Below are 22,888 nucleotides of genomic sequence, written 5' to 3' on the forward strand. Positions count from 1 at the left end.
GGTCCGGGTTTGCCAAAACCGGCGGCACCCGTCACAACAGACCCGTCCCCTGACCGGCAGGAGATGGCCCGAGGTACCCGGCATGACCCCTCACGATCCCATCGACGGCCTGCTGAAACCGACCGGCGTGTCGGAGGTCGATGAACAGCATACCGCCATCCTGGATTCCCTGGACGGGATCCTGGAACAGGACACGGTGGATCTGGCCGATTTGGCCGCGCTGAAACGGCTGCTGCAGGAGCATTTCGACGAGGAGGAGGCGCTGATGCGCCAGATCCTGTCGCTGGATTACGCGGACCATTGCGAAAAGCACCGCCACTTCATCCAGTACATCGCCACGCTGGAAGCGCGGGCGGGCGAAAGCGGGCCGCTGCCGTCCGGCGACGTGCATCTGCTGCGCGCGTGGTTCGTCAGCCATTCCAACGTCCACGACCTGGACATCGCCGACGACATGAACCGGCTGGGCCGGTCGCAGCAGGTCCGCGACCTGGGCCTGTGGCTGGAGGCGCTGAAGGCCCCGTCGTAAGCCGGTTACGACGGGTCCGGCACCGGCGTGGCCTGGATGGCGGTGCCCTTGATGGGGGCGGCCTGCACCTTGGTGCGCGGGGCGGCTTTCATGGCCGGACCGTCGTTGTCGGCGGGCTTGGGCATGACGGTGGTGGTGCCGCGGGGGCTGCTCTGGTTGGTGCCGCGCAGTTCCAGGAGGTCGAGCCGGACATAGGCCATGCCGCCCGCCGCCTGCAGCGCGAACCAGTCGGTGTTGGGCACCCGGCCCAGCACCTTCACCGGCTGGCCCAGCGACAGGCGCCCGACCACGGCGGCGCTGGTGGTGGGGGCGGAGCGCAGGTTGGCGTTCTTTCCCGCCTCCCACTCGCCCGACACGGGCAGCAGTCCCTTGGGCGCCGTCTCAGCCGCCGGGGGCGGCGGGGCCGAGCCGCCGAACCGCCAGCCGCAGCCCGTCACCGGCAGGCTCAACGCCAGAGCCAGAAGGACCGGAACCGCCCGAGACATCCTCACCATCACCAAACCCTCATATTCTTGCGGCGCAGCAGCGGCGGACTGTACGCCAGCGCGGCTTTGCCGTGAAGCCGGTTAAGCTGTGGTTGTAGCGATGTCACGGCATCCCTGGACATAGGTGGCCGTCACCACCCGCTCGTCGCCCAGCGTCATCAGGGCGAACAGCTCATCCTCCAGCCCGCGGGCGGTCTTCATCCGGTGGGCCAGCGCCGGAATGGCCGACGGGTCCAACACCACCGCGTCGGCCCAGGCGCCGGGCACGAACGTCCCGATGGCATCCCCCATCCCCAGCGCCAGCGCGTTGCCGCGGGTCATGGTGTAGAAGGCGGCCAGGGCCGGCAGGTTCTGCCCCTGAAGCTGGAGCACCTTGTAGAGTTCCGCCGCCGTGCGCAGCATGGAATAGCTGGTGCCGCCGCCCACGTCGGTGGCCAGCCCCGTGCGCACCCCGGCACCCCGCACCCGTGCGGCGTCGAACAGCCCGCTGCCGATGAACAGGTTGGACGTGGGGCACGCCACCGCCACCGCCCCCGACGCGGCCAGCCGCGCCAGCTCGCCGTCGGACAGGTGCAGGCAATGGCCCAACAGCGACCGCGGCCCCAGCAGGCCGAAACGGCCGTACACGTCGGTGTAGTCGCGGGCGGCGGGGAACAGGCGGGCCACCTGCCGGATCTCCTCATGGTTTTCCGACAGGTGGGTTTGCAGGTAGCAGTCCGGGTGTTCCGACAGCAGCGCCCCCGCCGCATCCAACTGTTCGGGCGTGGAGGTGATGGCGAACCGCGGGGTGACGGCGTAGCGCTGCCGCCCCCGCCCGTGCCAGCGCCCGATCAGCGCCTTGGAGTCGTCGTAGCCGCGCTGGGCGGTGTCGCACAGGGGGGCCGGGGCGTGGCGGTCCATCATCACCTTGCCGGCGATCATGGCGGTGCCGCGGCGCTCGGATTCGGCGAAGAACGCCTCCACCGATTCCGGGTGGACCGAGCCGTAGACCACGGCGGTGGTGGTGCCGTTGCGCAGCAATTCGTCGAGGAAGAACCGCGCCTGCCGGGCGGCGAAGGCCGGGTCGCCGTACTTCTGTTCCTCGGCGAAGGTGTAGGTGGTGAGCCAGTCGAGAAGCTGCGCCCCATAGGACGCGATCACCTGGGTCTGGGGAAAATGGATGTGCAGGTCGATGAAGCCCGGCATCACCAGCCGTTCCCCATGATCCTCCACCGGGGTTCCGGGCGGCAGATGGGGTTCCAGCACCGCCGCCGGGCCGACGGCGGCGATGCGCCCGTCCTCCACCCGCAGCATGCCGTCGGGGATCAGGGTGTAGCTGGCGGCATCGCCCGCCCCCGCCGGTTCGGCGGTGAAGCTGAACAGCCGCCCGCGGATGGCGCGTACGACGGCGGTCATCGCACCACCCCCGTCCCAACCGCCTCGGCCCAGGCGGCGAGCGTCCGCCGCTCGTCCGCCGTGATGCCGGTGACGTTGCCGGGGGGCATGGCGTCGGTCAGCACCGCGTGCAGCCGGATCAGCGGCGCGTGGCGGCGGATGGCGGCGGGATCATCCAGCCGCACCCCCTTGGGCGGGGACGCCAGCCCTTCCCACACCGGGGTTTCGGCGTGGCACATGGAGCAGCGGGACAGCACGATCTCCTCCACCGCCGCCACATCCACCGATGCGGGAACGGGCGCAGCGGCCACCGCGTGGCGCGGGCCGGCGGCGGACAGCAGCACGATGGCCGCGAACCCCGCCGCGGCCACGCCCCAGGTCCACCACGGGGTGGGCTTGCCGGCGTGGCGGCTGTTGAAGAAATGGCGGATGGCTGCCCCCATCACCAGCACCACCGCCACGATCACCCAGTTGTAGCGGGTGGCGAAGACCAGCGGGTAATGGTTGCTGAGCATCAGGAACACCACCGGCAGGGTCAGGTAGTTGTTGTGCAGCGACCGCTGCTTGGCCTGCTTCCCCAGCGCCGGGTCGGGGATCCTGCCCGCCAGCATGGCCGCCACCGTCTTGCGCTGGTTGGGAATGATGACGAGGAAGACGTTGGCCGACATCATGGTCGCCATCAGCGCGCCGATGTGCAGCATGGCGCCGCGCCCGGTGAACAGGTGCGTCAGCCCCCACGCCACCGCCACCAGAAACACGAAGCCCGCCAGGGCCAGCGTGGTGTCGTTGCGGCCCAGCGGCGATTTGCACAGCCGGTCATAGACGGTCCAGCCCAGCGCCAGCGCAGCCACACTGATCGCCACCGCCCCCCAATGGGGCAGCGCCAGCACCGCCGGGTCGATCAGGTACAGATCCGCCCCGCGGTAATAGAGCACGCACAGCAAAAAGAACCCGCTGAGCCAGGTGCTGTAGGCTTCCCACAGGAACCACGTCAGCTTTTCCGGCAGCCGGGCGGGGGCGACCAGATACTTGACCATGTGGTAGAAGCCGCCGCCGTGGATCTGCCACGCCTCCCCCGCCGCCCCGGCGGGCAGGCCGTCGGCCCGCCGCAGGCTGGCGTCGAGGTGGATGAAGTAGAACGACGACCCGATCCACGCGATGGCCGTCACCACATGCAGCCAGCGCGCCGCCAGATTGACCCATTCCCAAAGCACCGCGTCCATGAACCGCCCCTTCGCCATGACGATTGGGTCAGTGTAAGGCCGGCGTGTGCGCCGCGGAAAGATGGGCCGTGCGGGGACGGCGGAAAATCAGTGCAGGCCCCGGTCCAGCAGGGTGGCGATGCGTGCGGCGATGCGGTCGTGAATCGCCGCGCGGGACGGCACGCCGCCATCGCGGCACAGGGCGGGGTCTTCCCCCTCGTCCTCCAGGATGGCGGCGGCCTTGGCGGTGCAGACGCCGAACAGGCTGAACGGCGTGGCGGCGGGCAGCGCCTCCGGCTCCACGCCGGGGATCAGGGTTTTCAGCGCCCCCGCCGCCGGTCCCGTGTGCAGCAGATGCACAGGAGCCGCCGGCGGGGACAGGCTGGCGGGGGCGAAGCTGTCGGCCAGTTCGGGATCGACGGCCACGGCCAACGCCACGCGGGGATCGCGGCGGCTGGCCCCCGCCTCCGGCCCCGCGGCATCGGCGTGAAGATCGACGCCCTGGGCGGCGAACCAGCCGCAGTCCGGCCCCCGGCGTGGGGCATCGCAGGAGCCGCGGAACCGTTCCCCGTCCAGACGCCCGCCGGCCACGGCCAGCGCCGACGTGCCGCCCATGAAGAACCCCAGCGCCGCCACCCGGCCCGGCGCCGTATGGGATGCAAGCTCCGGGTCGGCCAGCACGGCGTCGAGAGCCGCCGACAGATCGCCGGGGCGCAGCCACGCCTCCGCCACCGCCCGGCGGGCGTCGGTGGGTTTCAGGGGCGGGGGATGGGCGATGACGGCGACGGTGCCGCGCCGGGCCAGGGCCGCGGCGATCCACCCCGCCGCCCCCGGATTGGCGCGCAGCCCGCCATGGGCGATCAGCACGACGGGAAAGCGTCCGTCCGCCACCGCCGCCCCGCGGCGCCCGGCCACGCCGGTGAAGACCGGCGATGCCCCGAACACCGCCGGATCGCCGCCGTCCTTGGCGGGATACCAGACGGTGGCCCCGATGGCCTGTCCACGGGCGGGGGCCTCCACCGTCAGCGTGCGGAAACCGGGGGCACGGTCCGCCCCCTCGTCGGCTCGCAGGGAGGCGGCGTGCAGCCCCAACCCCAGCGCAACGGCCATGCCGATCCCGTGATTGAGCATTCTTCCCCCCATCCAAGCCGCGAAGACATGGGGAGGCTGCCGCCGGAAACCAACACCCCGGCCTCTACCGGGCGGCATCCCCCTTGCACCGCCCCCGCCGCACCCCATCTGCGGACGGACCAACCAACGGAGGCCACGGTCATGCTGCTGTCCACCACCGATTCCATCGAGGGGCGCCGGGTCGTCCAGTATCTGGGCGTGGTGACCGGGGAAGCGATCATCGGCGTGCACATCTTCCGCGACCTGTTCGCCGGCATCCGCGACATCGTGGGCGGGCGGGCCGGTGGCTATCAGAACGCGCTGAAAGAGGCCCGCGAGGCCGCGTTTGCGGATCTGGAGGCCGCAGCATCCGGGCTGGGCGCCAACGCCGTCGTCGCCATCGACGTGGATTACGAGGTGCTGGGCAAGGAAAACGGCATGCTGATGGTGTCGGTCAACGGCACCGCCGTGCGGCTGGAATGACCCAAGCCATTTGCCCCGGCCCGCGTATGGGAGTATAGACCCGGCCCCACAGGTTCCAACCATGAGAGGCGGGCCCTCCATGCTTTCGATCACCCAGCGCATCGCCGACGAGCTTCAGGTCCGCGAGGCCCAGGTCGCCGCCGCCGTCTCCCTGCTCGACGAAGGGTCAACCGTGCCCTTCGTCGCCCGTTACCGCAAGGAGGCGACCGGCGGCCTGGACGACACCCAGCTTCGCACGCTCGACGAGCGGCTGCGCTACCTGCGCGAGCTTGAGGAACGCCGGGCGGCGATCCTCGCCTCCATCGAGGAACAGGGCAAGCTGACCCCGGAACTGGCCGGGCAGATCCGCAGCGCCGACACCAAGACCCGGCTGGAGGATCTCTATCTCCCCTACAAGACCAAGCGCCGGACCAAGGCGTCCATCGCGCGTGAGGCCGGGCTGGAGCCGCTGGCCGACCGTCTCCTGTCCGACCCCACCCGGTCGCCGGAGGCCGAGGCCGCCGCCTTCCTGAAACCCGACGCCGTGCCCGACGTGAAGGCCGCCCTGGACGGCGCCCGCCACATCCTGGTGGAACGCTTCGGGGAAGACGCCGAGCTGGTGGGCCGCCTGCGCACCACCATGGCCGACCGTGGCCGCGTGTGGTCCAAGGTGATCGAGGAGAAGAAGGCGGAGGGCGCCAAGTTCTCCGACTATTTCGATTTCGACGAGCCGTGGAAGCAGGTGCCGTCCCACCGGGCGCTCGCCCTGTTCCGCGGGCGCGCCCAGGGGGTGCTGGACCTGCGCCTGGACCTTGAGGTCGAAGAGGGCCAGCCCCACCCGGCGGAAAACACCATCGCCGCCCATACCGGCATCCGCGGCAACCAGGGCCGCCCCGCCGACAAGTGGCTGGGCGACGTCTGCCGCTGGACGTGGAAGCTGAAGATCGGCCCGCATATCGAAAACGACCTGATGGGCGAACTGCGCGAACGGGCGGAGGACGAGGCCATCCGCGTCTTCGCCCGCAACCTGCACGATTTGCTGCTGGCCGCCCCGGCCGGGCCGCGGGCCACCATCGGGCTGGACCCCGGCATCCGCACCGGGGTGAAGGTGGCGGTGGTGGACGCCACCGGCAAGCTGGTGGAAACCACCACCATCTATCCCCACCAGCCGCGCAACGACTGGGACGGCTCCATCGCCGTGCTGGCGGCCCTGGCCGTGCGGCACAAGGCCGAACTGGTCGCCATCGGCAATGGCACGGCATCGCGCGAAACCGACAAGCTGGTGCAGGACCTGTTCAAGCGCCACCCCGACCTGACGCTCACCAAGATCATGGTGTCGGAGGCCGGCGCCTCGGTCTATTCCGCGTCGGAAGTGGCGGCGGCGGAATTCCCCGGCCTGGACGTGTCGCTGCGCGGCGCCGTCTCCATCGCCCGGCGCCTGCAGGATCCGCTGGCCGAGCTGGTGAAGATCGAGCCGAAGTCCATCGGTGTGGGCCAGTACCAGCACGACGTGGGTGCCTCCAAGCTGGCCCGCTCGCTGGACGCGGTGGTGGAAGACTGCGTGAACGCCGTGGGGGTGGATCTCAACACCGCCTCCATCCCGCTGTTGACGCGGGTGTCGGGGCTGAACGAGACCATCGCCCGCAACATCGTGGAATTCCGCGACCGCAACGGCGCCTTCCGCACGCGCAAGCAGCTTCTCGACGTTGCTCGCCTGGGGCCGAAGACCTTCGAGCAGGCGGCGGGCTTCCTGCGCATCCGCGGCGGCGACACGCCGCTCGATTCCTCCGCCGTCCACCCCGAAGCCTATCCGGTGGTGGAACGCATCCTGAAGACAACGGGCCGCGAGCTGGGCAGCGTCATCGGCGATGCCCGCTTCCTGCGGTCCCTGAGTGCGGAGGATTACACCGACGCCCGTTTCGGCGTGCCGACGGTGGAAGACATCCTGAAGGAGCTGGAGAAGCCGGGCCGCGACCCACGGCCCGAGTTCAAGACCGCCGAATTCAAGGACGGCGTGAACGAACTGAAGGATCTCCAGCCCGGCATGATGCTGGAAGGGGTGGTGACCAACGTCACCGCCTTCGGCGCCTTCGTTGACGTGGGCGTGCACCAGGACGGTCTGGTCCACATCTCCCAGCTTGCCGACAGCTTCGTCAAGGACCCCCACGCGGTGGTGAAGGCCGGTGACGTGGTGAAGGTCAAGGTGCTGGAGGTGGACCTGCCGCGCAAGCGCGTGGCCCTGACCATGCGCATGAGCGAGGCCCCGGCCCGCAACGCCGGCCCCCGGGGCGGCAACGGCCCGTCGCGTGACGAGCGCAACAACAATCGCGACGACCGCAACAGCCGCCCGTCCGGCGGCAAGCCCGCCGGCGGCAAGGGCGGCCCGGCCCCGGCGCGCAAGCCGGAGCCGGCCCCCGGCAACAGCGCGCTGGCCGAAGCCTTCGCCCGCGCCCGCGCCGGCAAGAAGTAAGCCTCTTTCCCCCTCGATCCCCGTTGTGTGGGGAAGAGGAATTGTCCCCGGTCCCAGGCGGCGTGTTGACCGCACGCCGCCTGGCCCCTTTACCCCTGTCCGCCACAGCGCCTTCAATGCCCTTGCCATCGCCCCGCGCGCTCCGGCGGCCCGTGTTGGGGAAATTGTCAACGAACGCCGCTCCGTCACCGTCGATGCGGTTCTGCGTCCTGCCCGCCACTTCGAACCTCCAGCAGATTACGACCTGTCCATCGCCGCGGCGGAGCGGGGGAAGGAAATCGAACGGGACGCCCACCCGTGGGCCACGGAACGCCGCTCCCCCGTTGACCCCGGCCCCGCGCCGCGCCATTGTCGCGCCATGTCCGAGATTCGTCCTGTTCACGTCATCGGCGGCGGTCTGGCCGGCAGCGAAGCGGCCTGGCAGCTCGCGTCGGCCGGTGTCCCCGTCATCCTTCACGAAATGCGCCCCGTGCGCGGCACCGAGGCCCACCAGACCGACCATCTGGCGGAACTGGTGTGCTCCAACTCCCTGCGCTCCGACGATGCGGACTACAACGCCGTCGGGCTGCTGCACGCGGAGATGCGGCGCACCGGCTCGCTGATCCTGTCGTGCGCCGACACGCACAAGGTGCCCGCCGGCGGTGCGCTGGCGGTGGACCGCGACGGCTTCGCCGCGGCGGTGACCCAGGCGCTGGCCCAGCACCCGCTGGTCACGCTGGTGCGCGAAGAGGTGCCGGCCATCCCGCCCGAGGACTGGGACAGCGTGATCGTCGCCACCGGCCCCCTCACCTCCCCCACCCTGGCCGACGCGGTGCGGGAGCTGACGGGCGAGGAGTCGCTGTCGTTCTTCGACGCCATCGCCCCCATCGTCCATCTGGACAGCGTGGACATGTCGAAGGCGTGGTTCCAGTCCCGCTACGACAAGCCCGGCCCCGGCGGCACCGGCAAGGACTACATCAACTGCGGCTTCGACAAGATCCCCTACAACGACTTCATCGACGCCCTGCTGGCCGCCGAGAAGGTTGACTTCAAGGAATGGGAGAAGAAGACCCCCTATTTCGAAGGCTGCCTGCCGATCGAGGTGATGGCGGAGCGCGGGCGCGATACCCTGCGCTACGGCCCCATGAAGCCGGTGGGCCTGACCAATCCCCATGACGGGCGGCGCCCCTACGCCGTGGTGCAGTTGCGCCAGGACAACGCGCTGGGCACGCTCTACAACCTCGTGGGTTTCCAGACCAAGCTGCGCCACGCCGAGCAGGTCCGGGTGTTCCGCATGATCCCCGGACTGGAAAACGCCGAATTCGCCCGGCTGGGCGGCCTGCACCGCAACACCTTCCTCAACAGCCCGCGGCTGCTGGACGGGGCGCTGCGGCTGAAGGCCATGCCCCGTTTGCGCTTCGCCGGCCAGATCACCGGGTGCGAGGGCTATGTGGAAAGTGCCGCCGTCGGCCTGCTGGCCGGCCGCTTCGCCGCGGCGGAACGGCGGGGCCGCGCCATCACCCCGCCGCCGTCCACCACGGCACTGGGGGCGATCCTGTCGCACATCACCGGCGGGGCCATGGCCGACACCTATCAGCCGATGAACGTGAACTTCGGCCTGTTCCCCCCCATCGACGACGCGATCCGCGGCAAGGAACGCAAACTGGCCTACACCCGCCGCGCCGCCGCCGACCTGACGTCCTGGCTGGAGTCCTGACCGGAAGAACCCTCTCCCCGCCGGGGAGAGGGCTTTTGACCCTCAATACCGCCCGCGGAACGCCGCCCACGCCAGCCGCGCGTGACGGAAGGGGTTGGGCATGTGCAGCCGCGCGGCGAACACGTCGTTCCCTTCCCGTTTCAGCACCCCCAGATGGACCGAGGCCAGCACCGCCGGCAGCAGCGCCGGCAGGGCGTCCCTGGGCACGTCCCGCCGGGCGGCGCGGGCCTGGTCCAGATGGGTTCTGGCGGCGGCGGCGACCTCCGCCACCACCGGGCGCAGGGCGGGGGTGGGCTTGAAGTCCAGCACCTCCCGCGCCTTGGCCCCATGGGCCTCCATCCGGTCGGCGGGCAGCAGGGTGCGGCCCTGGCGGGCGTGGAACGGCACGGCGCGCAGCAGACCGGCCAGCGCATAGCCGGTGGCGGCGTGGCGCCCGGCCTCCTGCGCCGCCGCGTCACGCACGCCCAGCGCCTCCAGCGCCAGCCGGGTCAGCGGCACGGCGGTGCCGGCGGCGTAGCGCTCCAGAGCGGCCAGGGTGGCGGGCGGCTCGTCGTCCAGGTCGGATTCCCGCGCGTCGATCAGGGCGTCGAAGGCATCGCGGCTCAGCCCATGGGCAGCCACCGCCTGCTGCAACGCCTGGACCACGCCGTGGACGGGCGCGGCCCCCTCGCCGTACAGCGCGGCCACGGCGTCGCGCCACCATTGCAGGCGGATCTGGCCCAACAGCGGCTCGCTCACCACCTCGCGGGTCTTGGCGACCTCCACGTTGAAGGCGTAGAGGGCGAACAGGGCTTCCCGGCAGCCGGCGGGGGCGAACAGGGCGGTGAGGAAACGGTCGTTGTCGTATTTCCTCACCTCCTGTCCGCAATAGGACAGGGCGGGGGTATCTTTGACCATCGGCAATCCGGTCGGAAAAAAGGGGGTTCAGACGTGCGGGGGGACGGGAAATCCGCGCGCCGCGCTTATATTAAACTCAACGGGCCGCCGTGCCAGCCCATTGCCGCGACAAAGAGCAGGCTCACCCCCCATGGCCGATTTCAACATCGCCCCGCCGACCGCCGCGAAGCCCGGACCCTTTGCCCGCAAATCGGCGGATGAGGAGAATTTTCCCGTCGCATCCCGGCTGCTGCCGCGGCATCTGCGGCCCCACATCATGGCGTTCTACCGCTTCGTCCGTCTGGCGGACGATATCGCCGACGATCCCGGCCTGGAACCGGAAAACAAGCTGGCCTATCTGGACGCGCTGGAAAAATCCCTGAGCAGCGGACAGGCCAAGCACCCCTATCAGCGCCCGGCCCTGGACCTGCGCCAGAGTCTGGCGGTCACCGGCCTGTCCGACCGCCACGCGCGCCAGGTGCTGCGCGCCTTCCGCCGCGACGCCATGGGGGCGCGGTGCCAGACGTGGAGCGACCTGATCCTCTATTGCCGCTTCTCCGCCAACCCGGTGGGCCGCTACCTGCTGGACCTCCATGGGGAGGGGGCGGAGGCCGGGCCGGCGGCGGACGCCCTGTCGTCGGCGCTGCAGGTGCTGAACCACCTGCAGGACGTGCGCGACGACTGGATGGAGCTTGGCCGCTGCTACATCCCGCTGTCGTGGTTCGACGAGGCGGGCATCAGCATCGAACGGCTGGTGGAAACCCGCAGCGACGCCAAGATGCGCGCCCTGTTCGACCGGGTTCTGGACAATGTGGACCAGTTGCTGGACCGGGCATCCGCCCTGCCCGGCCTGATCCGGCACCGCAACCTGCGGCTGGAGGCGGCGGTGATCCTCAGCCTGGCGCATGCGCTGTCGCGGCGGCTGCGGGTGCGCGATCCGCTGCGGGCACGGGTGGCGCTGCCGCTGCACGTCAAGCTGTTCGCCTCGGCAAGGGGTATCGCCCGCGGGCTGCGCTCGCGCTAAGATGACGGGATCATGGCCTCTCCCCTGATCCCATCCCCCGGCCTGTCCCGTCCCTCCGATGCTCCGGCCTCCGGCGCGTCGGGCAGCACGTTCTATTGGCCCATGCTGCTGCTGCCACGGTCCAAGCGGGCGGCGATGTTCGGCATCTACGCCTATTGCCGGCGTCTGGACGACATCGCCGACGAACCCGGCGATCCCGCCGTCAAGCGGCGGGAACTGGACCAGTGGCGCCGGGACATCCACGGCCTGTACAGGGGCGATGCCCCCACCAGCCCGATCCTGGCGGCGCTGAAGGGCGCCATCGACCGCTATGGGCTGCCGCGGGCGGAATTCGACGCGCTGATCGACGGCATGGCCATGGACATCCCCTCCCCCTCGGGTGACGGGGGGATGCGGGCGCCGCCCTTGTGCACCCTGCGGCTTTATTGCCGGCGGGTGGCGGGGGCGGTGGGGCATCTGGCGATCCGGGTGTTCGACCGCGCCGATTCCGACACCGAGATCTTCGCCACCTCCCTGGGCGAGGCGCTGCAGCTCACCAACATCCTGCGCGACCTGGACGAGGATGCGGCCATGGGCCGTCTCTACCTGCCGCGGGAAATGCTGGACGCCGCCGGCATTGCGGAGTCCGACCCGGCGGCGGTGCTGGCCCATCCGAAGCTGGAGGCCGCCTGCACCGCGCTGGCCCGGCGGGCGGAGGGGTGTTTCGGGGCCGCCGAACGGGCGCTGGACCGCTGCCCCCGCCGCGGGCGGCTGTGGGCGGCGCTGGCGATGATGATCCTCTACCGCCGGCTGCTGGCCCGGCTGATGGTGCGGGGCTGGGCCGGCCACCGCCGCGGTGTGCGCATCGGCAAGCGGGAAGCGGCGTGGGTGACCATCCGCTGCACGCTGGGCCACCCCCCGGCCCGCTGATGGTTCCTCCGGTCATCGTGGCCGGCGCCGGGCTGGCCGGGTTGGCCTGCGCCCTGCGGCTGGCCGAAGCGGGCGTGGCCGTGACGGTGGTGGAGGCCGCCCCGCGGGCGGGCGGGCGCACGCGCTCGTTCCACGATCCCCACCTGGACCGCACCCTCGACAACGGCAGCCATCTGGCGCTGAGCGGCAACGGTGCCCTGGTGGATTACCTGCGGCGGTGCGGGGCGGAGGACCGCATGCGGGCGGTGCGCCCGGCCCGCTTCCCCTTCCTCGACCGGCGGGACGGGACACGGTGGACGCTGCGGCCCGGCGGGCTGTGGTTCCTCGACCCGCAGCGGCGGGTTCCCGGTGCCGGGGCCTGGGCGCATCTGGCCGCCCTGCGGCTGCTGACGGCACCGCCCGGCGCCACCGTCGCCGACGTGCTGCCCCCCGGCGGTCCCCTGTTCACCCGTCTGTGGGAACCGCTGGCGGTGTCGGTGCTGAACGGCGCCCCCCACGCGGTGTCCGCCCGGCTGATGGGCGCGGTCCTGCGCCTGACGCTGCTGCGGGGGGAGCGGGCCTGCCGCCCGCTGCTGCCGGTGCGCAGCCTGTCCCACGCGCTGGTCGAGCCGGCCCTGGCGCGGCTGGCGGCGCTGGGCGTGCCGGTCCGGTGCAACGCGCGGGTGGACGCGCTGGAGCGTGACGGGGACCGGGTGACCGGCGTGCGGGTGAACGGGGCCGTGATGCCCGCCGGCCGGGTGGTGCTGGCGGTGCCGCCGTGGGCGGCGGCACGGCTGGTGCCCGGCCTGACGGTGCCGCCGCCGGGGCCACCCATCGTGAATGTGCATTACCGCCTGCCCCCTGACCTTGGACTGCCTGATGACGCGCCGCTGCTGGGCCTGTGCGGCGGCACGGCGGAATGGCTGTTCCAGCGGGGCGATGTGCTGTCGGCCACCGCCAGCAACGCGGGCGCGCTGGCCGAGGAGCCGGCGGACGCCATCGCCGCCCGCGTCTGGGGAGATGTGCGCGCGGCGCTGGGAACCGCCGCCCCCCAGCCGCTGTTCCGCGTGGTGAAGGAGCGGCGGGCCACTATCGCCCAGACTCCGGGGGCCGAGTCGCTGCGTCCGGGGCCGGACGGACCGTTGGTGGGGCTGACGATGGCCGGGGACTGGACCGCCACGGACCTGCCCGCCACGATGGAAGGTGCCATTGTGTCCGGCAACCGGGCGGCACGGGCCATAATCGATCCTGGCAAGTAGAGAAAACAGCCAAGGTTGCGATTTCCCCCCTTTCCTTCGCCGGGGTCACGACATATCTCACCCACGGGGGCGCATTGCCGCCCGCCCAAGTGTGTCCAAACAGGCAAACCAAACTCGAACAGAGGGATAGGACTGATGGCGTTCGAACTTCCGCCGCTCCCCTACGGCTATGACGCTCTGGAACCCGTGATGTCGGCGCAGACCCTGCATCTGCACCACGACAAGCATCACCAGACCTACGTCACCAACCTGAACAACCTGACGAAGGACACCCCGCTCGCCGACGCGTCGCTGGAAGACATCATCAAGCAGACCGTGGGCGACGCCTCCAAGATCGGCCTGTTCAACAACGCCGGTCAGGTGTGGAACCACACCTTCTACTGGAACTGTATGAAGCAGAACGGCGGCGGGGATCTGCCGGCCGAGCTGCAAAAGCGCATCGTCGCCGATTTCGGCAGCGTGGAGAAGTTCCGGGAAGAGTTCACCCAGGCCGCCCTGACCCAGTTCGGCTCGGGCTGGGCGTGGCTCTATGTGGATGGCGGCAAACTGAAGGTGGGTAAGACCGCCAACGCCGACAGCCCGCTGGCCCACGGCCACACCCCGCTGCTGACCGTTGACGTGTGGGAACACGCCTATTACGTCGATTTCCAGAACCGCCGCCCCGATTTCGTGAAGGCGTTCCTGGACAGCCTGGTCAACTGGGATTTCGTCGCCGAACAGCTCGCCAAGGCGTGAGCCTGACGCCGCACGGCTGACACGCAAAACCCCCGCCGGACGCCCGTCCGGCGGGGGTTTTTGTTTCATGGCCGAGAGTGGATGATTACGCCGCCGGCTTCTTCGGGGTTGGCGGGACCACCGGGGCCATCAGGGCGCTGAAACGCAGATCCATGGATTGCAGCCACTGCAACATGACGCTGAGTTGCCCTTCGCTGCGAAGCTGGCTGGCTTCCACCATCGCCATCCGGTCCTTGGTATCCCGCAGGTCGCGTTCGACGGTCTGCAAACGGACATCAATCCCGTCGATCCGCTTGTCGATCCCGTCAAGGCGCCCATCAATTCCATCAAGGCGCTTGTCCATTCCATCGAGGCGCTTGTCGATCCCGTCAAGGCGCACCTCCTGCCGCTGCTGAATGCCGAGCAGGATATCGAGTTTCGCAAGGATCTCGTCGTCACGGCTGGACATGCGGCACCCCCATGAACATCGCAGCCATCATACGGTACACCCCGCCTCATGCAAGTGTACTTTTTCGCGCATAACGCGAAGCCATCTCCCCAAACGCAGCGGGGGCGCCCGGACCTTCGCCCGGACGCCCCCGTCCGCAACCCATGCCCGTCTGGCTTACGCCGCGGCCTTCTGCTTGCGCAGGATCGACAGGATGTCGGCGGCCGCCTTGGGGATGTTGGTGCCGGGGCCGTAGATGGCGGCGGCACCGGCCTTGTAGAGATAGTCATAGTCCTGGGGCGGGATGACGCCACCGCACACGACGATGATGTCCCCGGCCCCCTGCGCCTTCAGCGCGTCGATGAGCTGCGGCACCAGGGTCTTGTGGCCGGCGGCCTGCGACGACACGCCGACCACGTGGACGTCGTTTTCGATGGCCTGACGGGCGGCTTCGTCCGGGGTCTGGAACAGCGGCCCGATGTCCACGTCGAAGCCGATGTCGGCAAACGAGGTGGCGATCACCTTCGCACCGCGGTCGTGGCCGTCCTGGCCCATCTTCACCACCAGGATGCGCGGGCGGCGGCCCTCTTCCTCGGCAAAGGCTTCGATGTCCTTCTGGATGGCCTTGAAGCCCTCGTCACCCTCGTACGCCGCGCCATAGACGCCCGACACCGAACGGATCTGGGCGACATGGCGGGAGAACACCTTTTCCAGCGCGTCGGAAATTTCGCCGACGGTGGCGCGGGCGCGGGTGGCTTCCACCGCCAGACCCAGCAGGTTGCCGGACTTCTCGGCGGCGGCCTGGGTCAGCGCGTCCAGGGCGGCGCGGCACTTGGCCTCGTCGCGGGTGGCGCGGATCTGCTTCAGGCGGGCAATCTGGGCTTCGCGGACGGCGGTGTTGTCGATGTCCAGCACATCGACCTGCTCCGGCTGCTCGACCTTGTACTTGTTGACGCCGACGATGACTTCCTCGCCGCGGTCGATGGCGGCCTGCCGGCGGGCGGCGGCTTCCTCGATCAACAGCTTGGGCATGCCGGAATCCACGGCCTTGGTCATGCCGCCCAGTTCCTCGACCTTCTTGATGAGGTCCAGCGCCTGGGTGGCCAGGCTGTGGGTCAGGTGTTCGATGTAGTAGGAGCCGCCCAGCGGATCGACCACCTTGGTGATGCCCGACTCTTCGGCGATGATGAGCTGGGTGTTGCGGGCGATGCGGGCGGAAAACGCGGTGGGCAGGCCCAGCGCCTCGTCCAGCGCGTTGGTGTGCAGCGACTGGGTGCCGCCCAGCACCGCGGCCATCGCCTCGATGGTGGTGCGGATGACGTTGTTGTGCGGGTCCTGTTCCGTCAGCGACACGCCCGAGGTCTGGCAGTGGGTGCGCAGGGCCAGCGAGCGCGCGTCCTTGGGCTGGAAGTTCTTTTCCATCAGGCTCGACCACAGCAGGCGCGCGGCGCGCAGCTTGGCGATCTCCATGAAGAAGTTCATGCCGATGGAGAAGAAGAACGACAGGCGCGGCGCGAACTTATCGACCGGCAGCCCCTTGGACAGCGCGGCGCGCACGTATTCCAGGCCGTCGGCGATGGTGAAGGCCAGTTCCTGCACCGCCGTGGCGCCGGCTTCCTGCATGTGGTAGCCGGAAATGGAGATCGAGTTGAACTTCGGCATGTTCAGTGCCGTGTACTCGATGATGTCCGCAATGATCCGCATCGAGGGCTCGGGCGGATAGATGTAGGTGTTGCGGACCATGAACTCCTTCAGAATGTCGTTCTGAATGGTGCCCGACAGCTTGTCCTGCGGCACGCCCTGCTCTTCCGCCGCGACGATGTAGCCGGCCAGGATCGGCAGCACAGCACCGTTCATGGTCATCGACACCGACATCTTGTCCAGCGGGATGCCGTCGAAGAGGATCTTCATGTCCTCAACGCTGTCGATGGCGACACCGGCCTTGCCCACGTCGCCGACCACGCGCGGGTGATCGCTGTCGTAGCCGCGGTGGGTGGCAAGGTCGAAGGCCACCGACAGGCCCATCTGGCCGGCCTTCAGGTTCGCCTTGTAGAAGCGGTTCGACTCTTCCGCCGTGGAGAAGCCGGCGTACTGGCGGATGGTCCAGGGCTTGACCGCGTACATGGTGGCGCGGGGGCCGCGGGTGAACGGCGCAAAGCCCGGCAGCGTGTCAAGCTCCAGGCTTTCCAGGTCGGCGGCGGTGTAGAGCGCCTTGACGTCGATCCCTTCCGGCGTCTGCCAGACCAGATCCTGCAGCGAGCCCTTGGCCCCGATATCCTTGGCCGCGAGGGCTTCCCAGTCCGCGATCGTCTTCTTCGGGAAGTCGGTCATGACACCTCTCCTTGAACGTCCGCCGCCGGCCATGATTGGGCACCGGCGGCCAAGTCTATCGCATGTTTCTTATAATAAAGGTCAGGGGCCGTGGCGGCGCCCCACCCCCCACCACGCGGCCTGCATGATGGCAGCGCCCAGCGCGGTCTTCAAAACCGTGGCGGCCAGGAAGGGCACCAGCCCCACCGCCACCGCCTTTTCCGCGCCGAACAAGGTGGCGAGCCACCCCACCCCGGCACCCAGGATCACGGCATGGCCCACGAACATGGCGGCCAGCGCCTTGACGGCGGAGCGGTCCCAGCCGCGTTCGGCCAGCCAGCCGGTGACGAAGGCCGCGGCCACGAACCCCGCCAGATACCCCGCGGTCGGCCCCGCCATATAGGCCGGGCCGGCGCCGGTTCCGGCGAAGACCGGCAGGCCCGCCAGACCTTCGGCCAGATAAAGGAGAACCGCCGCCGCACCCAGCCGGCTGCCGTAGGCCAGACCCAGCACCAGCACGGCCATGCTCTGCATGGTCATGGGGACGGGCCAGAACGGCACCTGCACCTTGGCCGAGGCGATGAGCAGCAGGCTGCCCAGCACCACGGCCAGACCGGCGGTGACCACGCCGCCCTGCGGGCGGAGCCTGGTCAGCAGCGGCACGGCGGGGGCGGCGGCGGTTTCTTGCACCATAGGAAGCGTCCCAATCCTTTGATGGACCGGCGGCCCTCGTTGAAGGCCGGGGCCGCCTGATCCGTTTGCTTTTTGTTTTTACAGCGTTTCTTGAGGCTTTTTTATCAGACTTACGCGAACTCGATGATCTTCTGGTCCACCGCCAGGCTCGACCCGGCCTGGGCGTGGATCTTGCCGACGGTGCCGTCCTGCACGGCGCGCAGGATGTTTTCCATCTTCATGGCCTCGACCACCGCCAGCACCTCACCGGCCTTCACCTCCTGACCCTCGGTCACGGCGATGGAGACCAGCAGGCCCGGCATGGGCGACAGCAGGAACTTGGACATGTCCGGCGGCGCCTTGAACGGCATCAGCGCGTCAAGCTGGGCCGCCCGCGGGGTCAGCACCTTCACATTGGCCTGGGAGCCTGAGTGGAACAGGCGGTAGCCGATGCCGTGGCGGTCGATCTGCACGCACACCGGGCGGCCATCGACGGTGCCCTGGAACAGCGGCTGGCCGATCTGCCAGTCGCTCCACACCTTGTGAACCTTGCCGGCGATCTCCACGCCGTACCCGATGCGCTGCGGGCTGTCGGCCAGGGGGTGCAGGTGCACCGGGTGGGCGTTGCCTTCCACCACGACAACCCAGTCGTTGCGGACCTTCACCGGGGCCGCCGGGATCTTGCCCGAAATCTGGATGTCGCGGTCGTTGAGCACCCGGTGGGCCACCGCGGCCACCGACACCAGCACCGCGGGATCGTCGGGGGGCAGGTCGGCGGCGTGGAAGCCGTTGGGGTACTCTTCGGCGATGAAATTGGTGGTCAGACGTCCGTCCACGAAGCACTGGTTCGCCATCAGCGAGGCCAGGAACGGGATGTTGTGGCTGACGCCGCGGATGTAATACTGGTCCAGCGCCTCCCGCATCCGCGCGATGGCGGCGTCGCGGGTGGACCCCCAGGTGCACAGCTTGGCGATCATGGGGTCGTAGTACATGGAGATCTCGCCACCGTCGTACACGCCGGTATCGACGCGCACGTGGGGATCTTCCGCCGGCGGCTGGTAGTGGGTCAGACGGCCGGTGGAGGGCAGGAAGTTGCGGTACGGGTCTTCGGCGTACACGCGGGCTTCCAGCGCCCAGCCGTTCAGGCGGACGTCTTCCTGTTTGATGGCCAGCTTTTCGCCGTTGGCGACGCGGATCATCAGCTCCACCAGATCCAGGCCGGTGATCAGCTCGGTGACCGGGTGCTCCACCTGAAGACGGGTGTTCATCTCCAGGAAGTAGAAGTTGCGGTCGGCGTCCACGATGAACTCGACCGTGCCGGCGGACTTGTACTGCACCGCGTTGGCAAGCGCGCACGCCTGCTCGCCCATGGCCTTGCGGGTGGCTTCGTCCAGGAACGGCGACGGCGCTTCCTCGATCACCTTCTGGTGACGGCGCTGGATCGAGCATTCACGCTCGCCCAGGTACAGGGTGTTGCCCTGGCCGTCGGCGATGACCTGGATTTCGATGTGGCGCGGCTGCTGGATGTATTTTTCGACGAACACCCGGTCGTCGGCGAAGCTGCTGCGCGCTTCGTTCTGGGCCGAGATGAAGCCTTCGCGGGCCTCCTCGTCGTTCCAGGCCACGCGCATGCCCTTGCCGCCGCCGCCGGCCGACGCCTTGATCATCACCGGATAGCCGATGTCGCGGGCGATCTTCACCGCCTCGTCACCGTCGGCGATGACGCCGAGGTAGCCGGGCACGGTGGAGACACCGGCTTCCTTGGCCAGCTTCTTGGATTCGATCTTGTCGCCCATGGCCTGGATGGCGTGGGCGTCGGGACCGATGAAGGTGATGCCTTCCTTGGCCAGCGCTTCCTGGAAGTCGCGCTTTTCCGACAGGAAGCCGTAGCCGGGATGGACGGCCTGGGCGCCGGTCTTCTTGCAGGCATCGACGATGCGGTCGATCAGCAGGTAGCTCTGGGCGGACGGGGCGGCACCGATGTGCACGGCCTCGTCGGCCATCTCCACGTGCAGCGCGTTGCGGTCGGCGTCGGAATAGACGGCGACGGTCTTGATGCCCATGCGCCGTGCGGTCTTGATGACGCGGCAGGCGATTTCGCCACGGTTGGCGATCAGGATCTTGGAAAACATGGTACGCCGGCCCTCAGAGCGGGATGTTGTCGTGCTTGCGCCAGGGGTTTTCCAGCGACTTGTTCTTCAGCATCGCCAGCGCCTGGCAGATGCGGCGGCGGGTGCCGTGGGGCATGACCACATCGTCCAGATACCCGCGCGACGCCGCGACGAAGGGGTTGGCGAACTTGCGGCGGTATTCCTCGGTGCGCGCCTCGATGGCGGCGGTGTCGCCGATGTCGGAGCGGAAGATGATCTCCACCGCGCCCTTCGGCCCCATCACCGCGATTTCCGCCGACGGCCACGCATAGTTCATGTCGCCGCGCAGGTGCTTGGACGACATCACGTCGTACGCACCGCCGTAGGCCTTGCGGGTGATCAGCGTCACCTTCGGCACGGTGGCTTCGGCATAGGCGAACAGCAGCTTGGCGCCGTGCTTGATGATCCCGCCGTATTCCTGCGCGGTGCCGGGCATGAAGCCGGGGACGTCCACGAAGGTCACGATCGGAATGTTGTAGCAGTCGCAAAAACGCACGAAGCGCGCGGCCTTGATCGAGCTGTCGATGTCCAGGCAGCCGGCGAGCACCAGCGGCTGGTTGGCGACGAAGCCGACGGTCTGGCCGTTCATGCGGCCGAAGCCGATGATGATGTTCTTCGCGTGCTCGGCCTGAAGCTCGAAGAAGTCCCCCTCGTCCACGACCTTCAGGATCAGTTCCTTCATGTCGTAGGGCTTGTTGGGATTGTCGGGCACCAGGGTGTCGAGGGAGAAGTCCTGACGGTCCCAGGCGTCCACCACCGGGCGCTCCGGCGCCTTCTCGCGGTTGGACGAGGGCAGGAAATCGACGAAGCGGCGGATCTGCAGGATCGCTTCCACGTCGTTTTCAAAGGCGAGATCGGCCACCGACGACTTGGTGGTGTGGGTGATGGCCCCACCCAGTTCTTCCGCCGTCACCACCTCGTGCGTCACCGTCTTCACCACGTCGGGGCCGGTGACGAACATGTAGGAGCTGTCCTTCACCATGAAGATGAAGTCGGTCATGGCCGGCGAATACACCGCACCACCGGCGCACGGCCCCATGATCAGCGAGATCTGCGGCACGACGCCCGAGGCCAGCACGTTGCGCTGGAACACCTCGGCATAGCCGCCCAGCGACGCGACACCTTCCTGGATGCGCGCCCCGCCGGAATCGTTGAGGCCGATGACCGGCGCGCCGACCTTCATCGCCATGTCCATGATCTTGCAGATCTTTTCGGCATGGGATTCCGACAGCGAGCCGCCGAAGACGGTGAAGTCCTGGCTGAAGACGAAGACGAGGCGCCCGTTGATGGTGCCGTGGCCGGTCACCACGCCGTCGCCGGGAACCTTCTGCTCTTCCATACCGAAGTCGATGCAGCGGTGTTCGACGAACATGTCGAATTCTTCGAACGACCCTTCGTCGAGGAGCAGCTCGATGCGCTCGCGCGCGGTCAGCTTGCCCTTCTTGTGCTGGCTGGCGATGCGCTTCTCACCGCCCCCCAGCCGCGCCCCTTTGCGCATCGAATCCAACTTGGCGAGAATCTCTTGCATCAGGCGTATCCCACGATGACCGGCCATCCCACGCCGCGCTGTAAGCCGCAGCGGATGTTACCTTCAGACGGCCCGAATTATTCACAAAGTTAGAATGTGGGCAATTGCGCCGCGGGCGTAGGCCGGCAAAATCGTGCGAACTTGCAAATGCCTTTGCCAACACAGGGGATAATTTGCAACAGTTGCGAACCCATCCGTTCCCCCTGCCCGGCCCCTGTTCCGCGTCCCGATGCAAAAGAAACTCTTTCTCGGTTACAAGCTCCGCCGGCTGCGCGAACAGCGCGGCCTGACCCAGGCGGCCCTGGCCAAGACGCTGGAACTGTCGCCCAGCTACCTCAACCAGTTGGAAAACAACCAGCGTCCGCTGACGCTGGCCGTGCTGCTGAAGGTCAGCGCGGTGTTCGAGGTGGAGCTGACCAACTTCATCGAGGACGACGAGGCCCGGCTGGTCTCGGACCTGCGCGAAGCCCTGGCCGACCCCATGTTCGCGGGGGCGCCGCTGGGCATGGCGGAGCTTCGCGGGGTGGTGGGCGCCTCGCCGGAGCTGGCCCGCCGGGTGCTGGCGCTGCATCAGGCGTACCAGAAGCTGCACGAGCGGGTCCAGTCCCTGGCCGACAGCCTGTCGAGCCAGGAACGCAGCGGCGACCCGGCCAGCGCGCAGTTCCCCTATGAAGAGGTGCGCGACTATTTCCATTACTGCAACAACTACATCGGCCCGCTGGACGAGGCCGCCGAACGGCTGTGGGAGACGGAGGGCTTCCGCTCCGCCGACCTGACCAACGATCTGGCGGCGTACCTGAAACGGCGCCACGACGTGCGGGTGACCCTGGCCACCGACGACGACGAGGGCACCACCGCCATGCGCTCCTACGACGCGCGCACCGGCACGCTCAGGCTGTCGTCCATGCTGTCGGAACCGTCGCGCGCCTTTCACATGGCCCACCAGATCGCGCTGCTGGGGTTCCGCGACGTGATCGAGGCGCTGATCGTGGAGGCGGGGTTCGCCAGCGACAACGCCCGGTCCATCTGCCGGGTGGGGCTGGCGAATTACTTCGCGGGCGCGCTGGTCATGCCCTACCGCCCGTTCCTGCACCAGGCCCGCGCGCTGCGCCACGACGTGGAAAAGCTGCAAAGCCGCTTCAACGCCAATTTCGAGCAGGTGTGCCACCGGCTGTCCACACTCCAGCGGCCCGGCGCCCGCGGGGTGCCGTTTTACTTCGTGCGCGTGGACATGGCCGGCAACATCACCAAGCGCCACTCGGCCACCCGCTTCCACTTCGCCCGCTTCGGCGGCGCGTGCCCGCTGTGGAACGTGCACGAAGCCTTTGCCCAGCCGGGCAAGATCCTGGTGCAGTTCGCCCAGATGCCCGACCGCACCACCTACATCGGCATCGCCCGCACGGTGACCAAGCGCGGCGGCGCCTATATGCGCCCGTCGCGCCAGTTCGCCATCGGGCTGGGGTGCGAGGCCACATACGCCAACGAGCTGGTCTATTCCGCCGGCATCGACATCGCCAGCGAGGAGGCGGCGGTGCCCATCGGCGTCAACTGCCGCATCTGCGAGCGCACGGATTGCCAGCAGCGCGCCTTCCCGCCCATCGGCAGCAAGCTGTCGGTGAACGAGAACCACCGCAGCTTCGTGCCCTACCTGTTCACCCAGGCCGGGCACGCCAGCGACGAGGACGCCTGATGCC

General features: G+C 68.8%; 19 protein-coding genes. 9 read left to right on the forward strand and 10 right to left on the reverse strand.

From position 1 onward, the window contains the following. Window positions 1–82 precede the first annotated feature (82 nt). Entirely contained in the window at window positions 83–526 is a 444-nt protein-coding gene (locus M2352_RS14350) for a bacteriohemerythrin (protein ID WP_264665156.1), read from the forward strand. A gap of 5 nt (window positions 527–531) precedes the next feature. On the opposite strand, the gene M2352_RS14355 is transcribed toward M2352_RS14350, so the two are convergent. The 4 genes from M2352_RS14355 to M2352_RS14370 form a co-directional block, all read right to left on the reverse strand. Beyond that, complete coding sequence (locus M2352_RS14355) at window positions 532–1,020, reverse strand: SH3 domain-containing protein (protein WP_264665157.1); 489 nt, start codon at window positions 1,018–1,020, stop codon at window positions 532–534. Window positions 1,021–1,092: 72 nt separating this feature from the next. Beyond that, a complete protein-coding gene (gene guaD / locus M2352_RS14360) occupies window positions 1,093–2,406 on the reverse strand; it encodes a guanine deaminase (protein WP_264665158.1) in 1,314 nt (437 codons plus the stop codon). Continuing rightward, complete coding sequence (locus M2352_RS14365; protein WP_264665159.1) at window positions 2,403–3,608, reverse strand: urate hydroxylase PuuD; 1,206 nt, start codon at window positions 3,606–3,608, stop codon at window positions 2,403–2,405. Before M2352_RS14365 ends, guaD begins: the two co-directional genes overlap by 4 nt. An 87-nt stretch (window positions 3,609–3,695) precedes the next feature. Then, the gene (locus M2352_RS14370; RefSeq protein WP_264665160.1) at window positions 3,696–4,718 is read right to left on the reverse strand and encodes an alpha/beta hydrolase family protein; all 1,023 of its coding nucleotides are present in this window, start codon (window positions 4,716–4,718) and stop codon (window positions 3,696–3,698) included. A 141-nt stretch (window positions 4,719–4,859) separates the two neighbouring features. Between M2352_RS14370 and M2352_RS14375 the strand changes: the two genes are divergently transcribed. The 3 genes from M2352_RS14375 to trmFO all read left to right on the forward strand — a co-directional run bounded on the left by M2352_RS14375 (window position 4,860) and on the right by trmFO (window position 9,325). Continuing rightward, window positions 4,860–5,180 carry a heavy metal-binding domain-containing protein gene (locus tag M2352_RS14375; RefSeq protein ID WP_264665161.1) on the forward strand — a complete coding sequence of 107 codons (321 nt, stop codon included), beginning with the start codon at window positions 4,860–4,862 and terminating at the stop codon, window positions 5,178–5,180. Window positions 5,181–5,259: 79 nt separating this feature from the next. Beyond that, window positions 5,260–7,629 carry a Tex family protein gene (locus M2352_RS14380; RefSeq protein WP_264665162.1) on the forward strand — a complete coding sequence of 790 codons (2,370 nt, stop codon included), beginning with the start codon at window positions 5,260–5,262 and terminating at the stop codon, window positions 7,627–7,629. A 358-nt stretch (window positions 7,630–7,987) separates the two neighbouring features. Beyond that, the gene (gene trmFO / locus M2352_RS14385) at window positions 7,988–9,325 is read left to right on the forward strand and encodes a methylenetetrahydrofolate--tRNA-(uracil(54)-C(5))-methyltransferase (FADH(2)-oxidizing) TrmFO (protein ID WP_264665163.1); all 1,338 of its coding nucleotides are present in this window, start codon (window positions 7,988–7,990) and stop codon (window positions 9,323–9,325) included. Between the two features lie 42 nt (window positions 9,326–9,367). Here trmFO and M2352_RS14390 read toward each other — a convergent pair whose 3' ends face one another. Then, complete coding sequence (locus M2352_RS14390; protein WP_264665164.1) at window positions 9,368–10,222, reverse strand: phytoene/squalene synthase family protein; 855 nt, start codon at window positions 10,220–10,222, stop codon at window positions 9,368–9,370. A gap of 130 nt (window positions 10,223–10,352) precedes the next feature. Here M2352_RS14390 and M2352_RS14395 point away from each other — a divergent pair, with 130 nt between their 5' ends. From M2352_RS14395 to M2352_RS14410, 4 genes are all read left to right on the forward strand, one after another. Next, window positions 10,353–11,225, forward strand: coding sequence for a squalene/phytoene synthase family protein (locus tag M2352_RS14395; protein ID WP_264665165.1), 873 nt, complete (start codon window positions 10,353–10,355; stop codon window positions 11,223–11,225). A 12-nt stretch (window positions 11,226–11,237) separates the two neighbouring features. Beyond that, entirely contained in the window at window positions 11,238–12,134 is an 897-nt protein-coding gene (gene hpnD / locus M2352_RS14400) for a presqualene diphosphate synthase HpnD (RefSeq protein ID WP_264665166.1), read from the forward strand. After that, window positions 12,089–13,372, forward strand: coding sequence for a hydroxysqualene dehydroxylase HpnE (hpnE, locus tag M2352_RS14405; RefSeq protein WP_264665167.1), 1,284 nt, complete (start codon window positions 12,089–12,091; stop codon window positions 13,370–13,372). Before hpnD ends, hpnE begins: the two co-directional genes overlap by 46 nt. Before the next feature lie 135 nt (window positions 13,373–13,507). Then, window positions 13,508–14,107, forward strand: coding sequence for a superoxide dismutase (locus M2352_RS14410; RefSeq protein ID WP_264665168.1), 600 nt, complete (start codon window positions 13,508–13,510; stop codon window positions 14,105–14,107). A gap of 85 nt (window positions 14,108–14,192) precedes the next feature. Here the strand turns inward: M2352_RS14410 and M2352_RS14415 are convergent, their stop codons facing one another. From M2352_RS14415 to M2352_RS14435, 5 genes are all read right to left on the reverse strand, one after another. Beyond that, window positions 14,193–14,555: a hypothetical protein gene (locus M2352_RS14415; protein WP_264665169.1), complete on the reverse strand. Its 363-nt coding sequence runs from the start codon at window positions 14,553–14,555 to the stop codon at window positions 14,193–14,195. Window positions 14,556–14,711: 156 nt separating this feature from the next. Beyond that, window positions 14,712–16,865: a methylmalonyl-CoA mutase gene (gene scpA, locus M2352_RS14420; RefSeq protein ID WP_264665170.1), complete on the reverse strand. Its 2,154-nt coding sequence runs from the start codon at window positions 16,863–16,865 to the stop codon at window positions 14,712–14,714. Between the two features lie 81 nt (window positions 16,866–16,946). Then, on the reverse strand, window positions 16,947–17,537 hold the full coding sequence (locus M2352_RS14425) for a biotin transporter BioY (protein WP_264665171.1): 591 nt from the start codon (window positions 17,535–17,537) through the stop codon (window positions 16,947–16,949). Between the two features lie 110 nt (window positions 17,538–17,647). Then, window positions 17,648–19,648 carry an acetyl-CoA carboxylase biotin carboxylase subunit gene (locus M2352_RS14430; protein ID WP_264665172.1) on the reverse strand — a complete coding sequence of 667 codons (2,001 nt, stop codon included), beginning with the start codon at window positions 19,646–19,648 and terminating at the stop codon, window positions 17,648–17,650. Between the two features lie 13 nt (window positions 19,649–19,661). Next, on the reverse strand, window positions 19,662–21,194 hold the full coding sequence (locus M2352_RS14435) for an acyl-CoA carboxylase subunit beta (protein ID WP_264665173.1): 1,533 nt from the start codon (window positions 21,192–21,194) through the stop codon (window positions 19,662–19,664). A 229-nt stretch (window positions 21,195–21,423) separates the two neighbouring features. On the opposite strand from M2352_RS14435, the gene M2352_RS14440 reads away from it, so the two are divergent. Continuing rightward, the gene (locus tag M2352_RS14440; RefSeq protein ID WP_264665174.1) at window positions 21,424–22,884 is read left to right on the forward strand and encodes a helix-turn-helix domain-containing protein; all 1,461 of its coding nucleotides are present in this window, start codon (window positions 21,424–21,426) and stop codon (window positions 22,882–22,884) included. Window positions 22,885–22,888 lie beyond the last annotated feature (4 nt).

The sequence above is a fragment of the Azospirillum fermentarium genome, assembly GCF_025961205.1.
GTDB lineage: Bacteria > Pseudomonadota > Alphaproteobacteria > Azospirillales > Azospirillaceae > Azospirillum > Azospirillum fermentarium.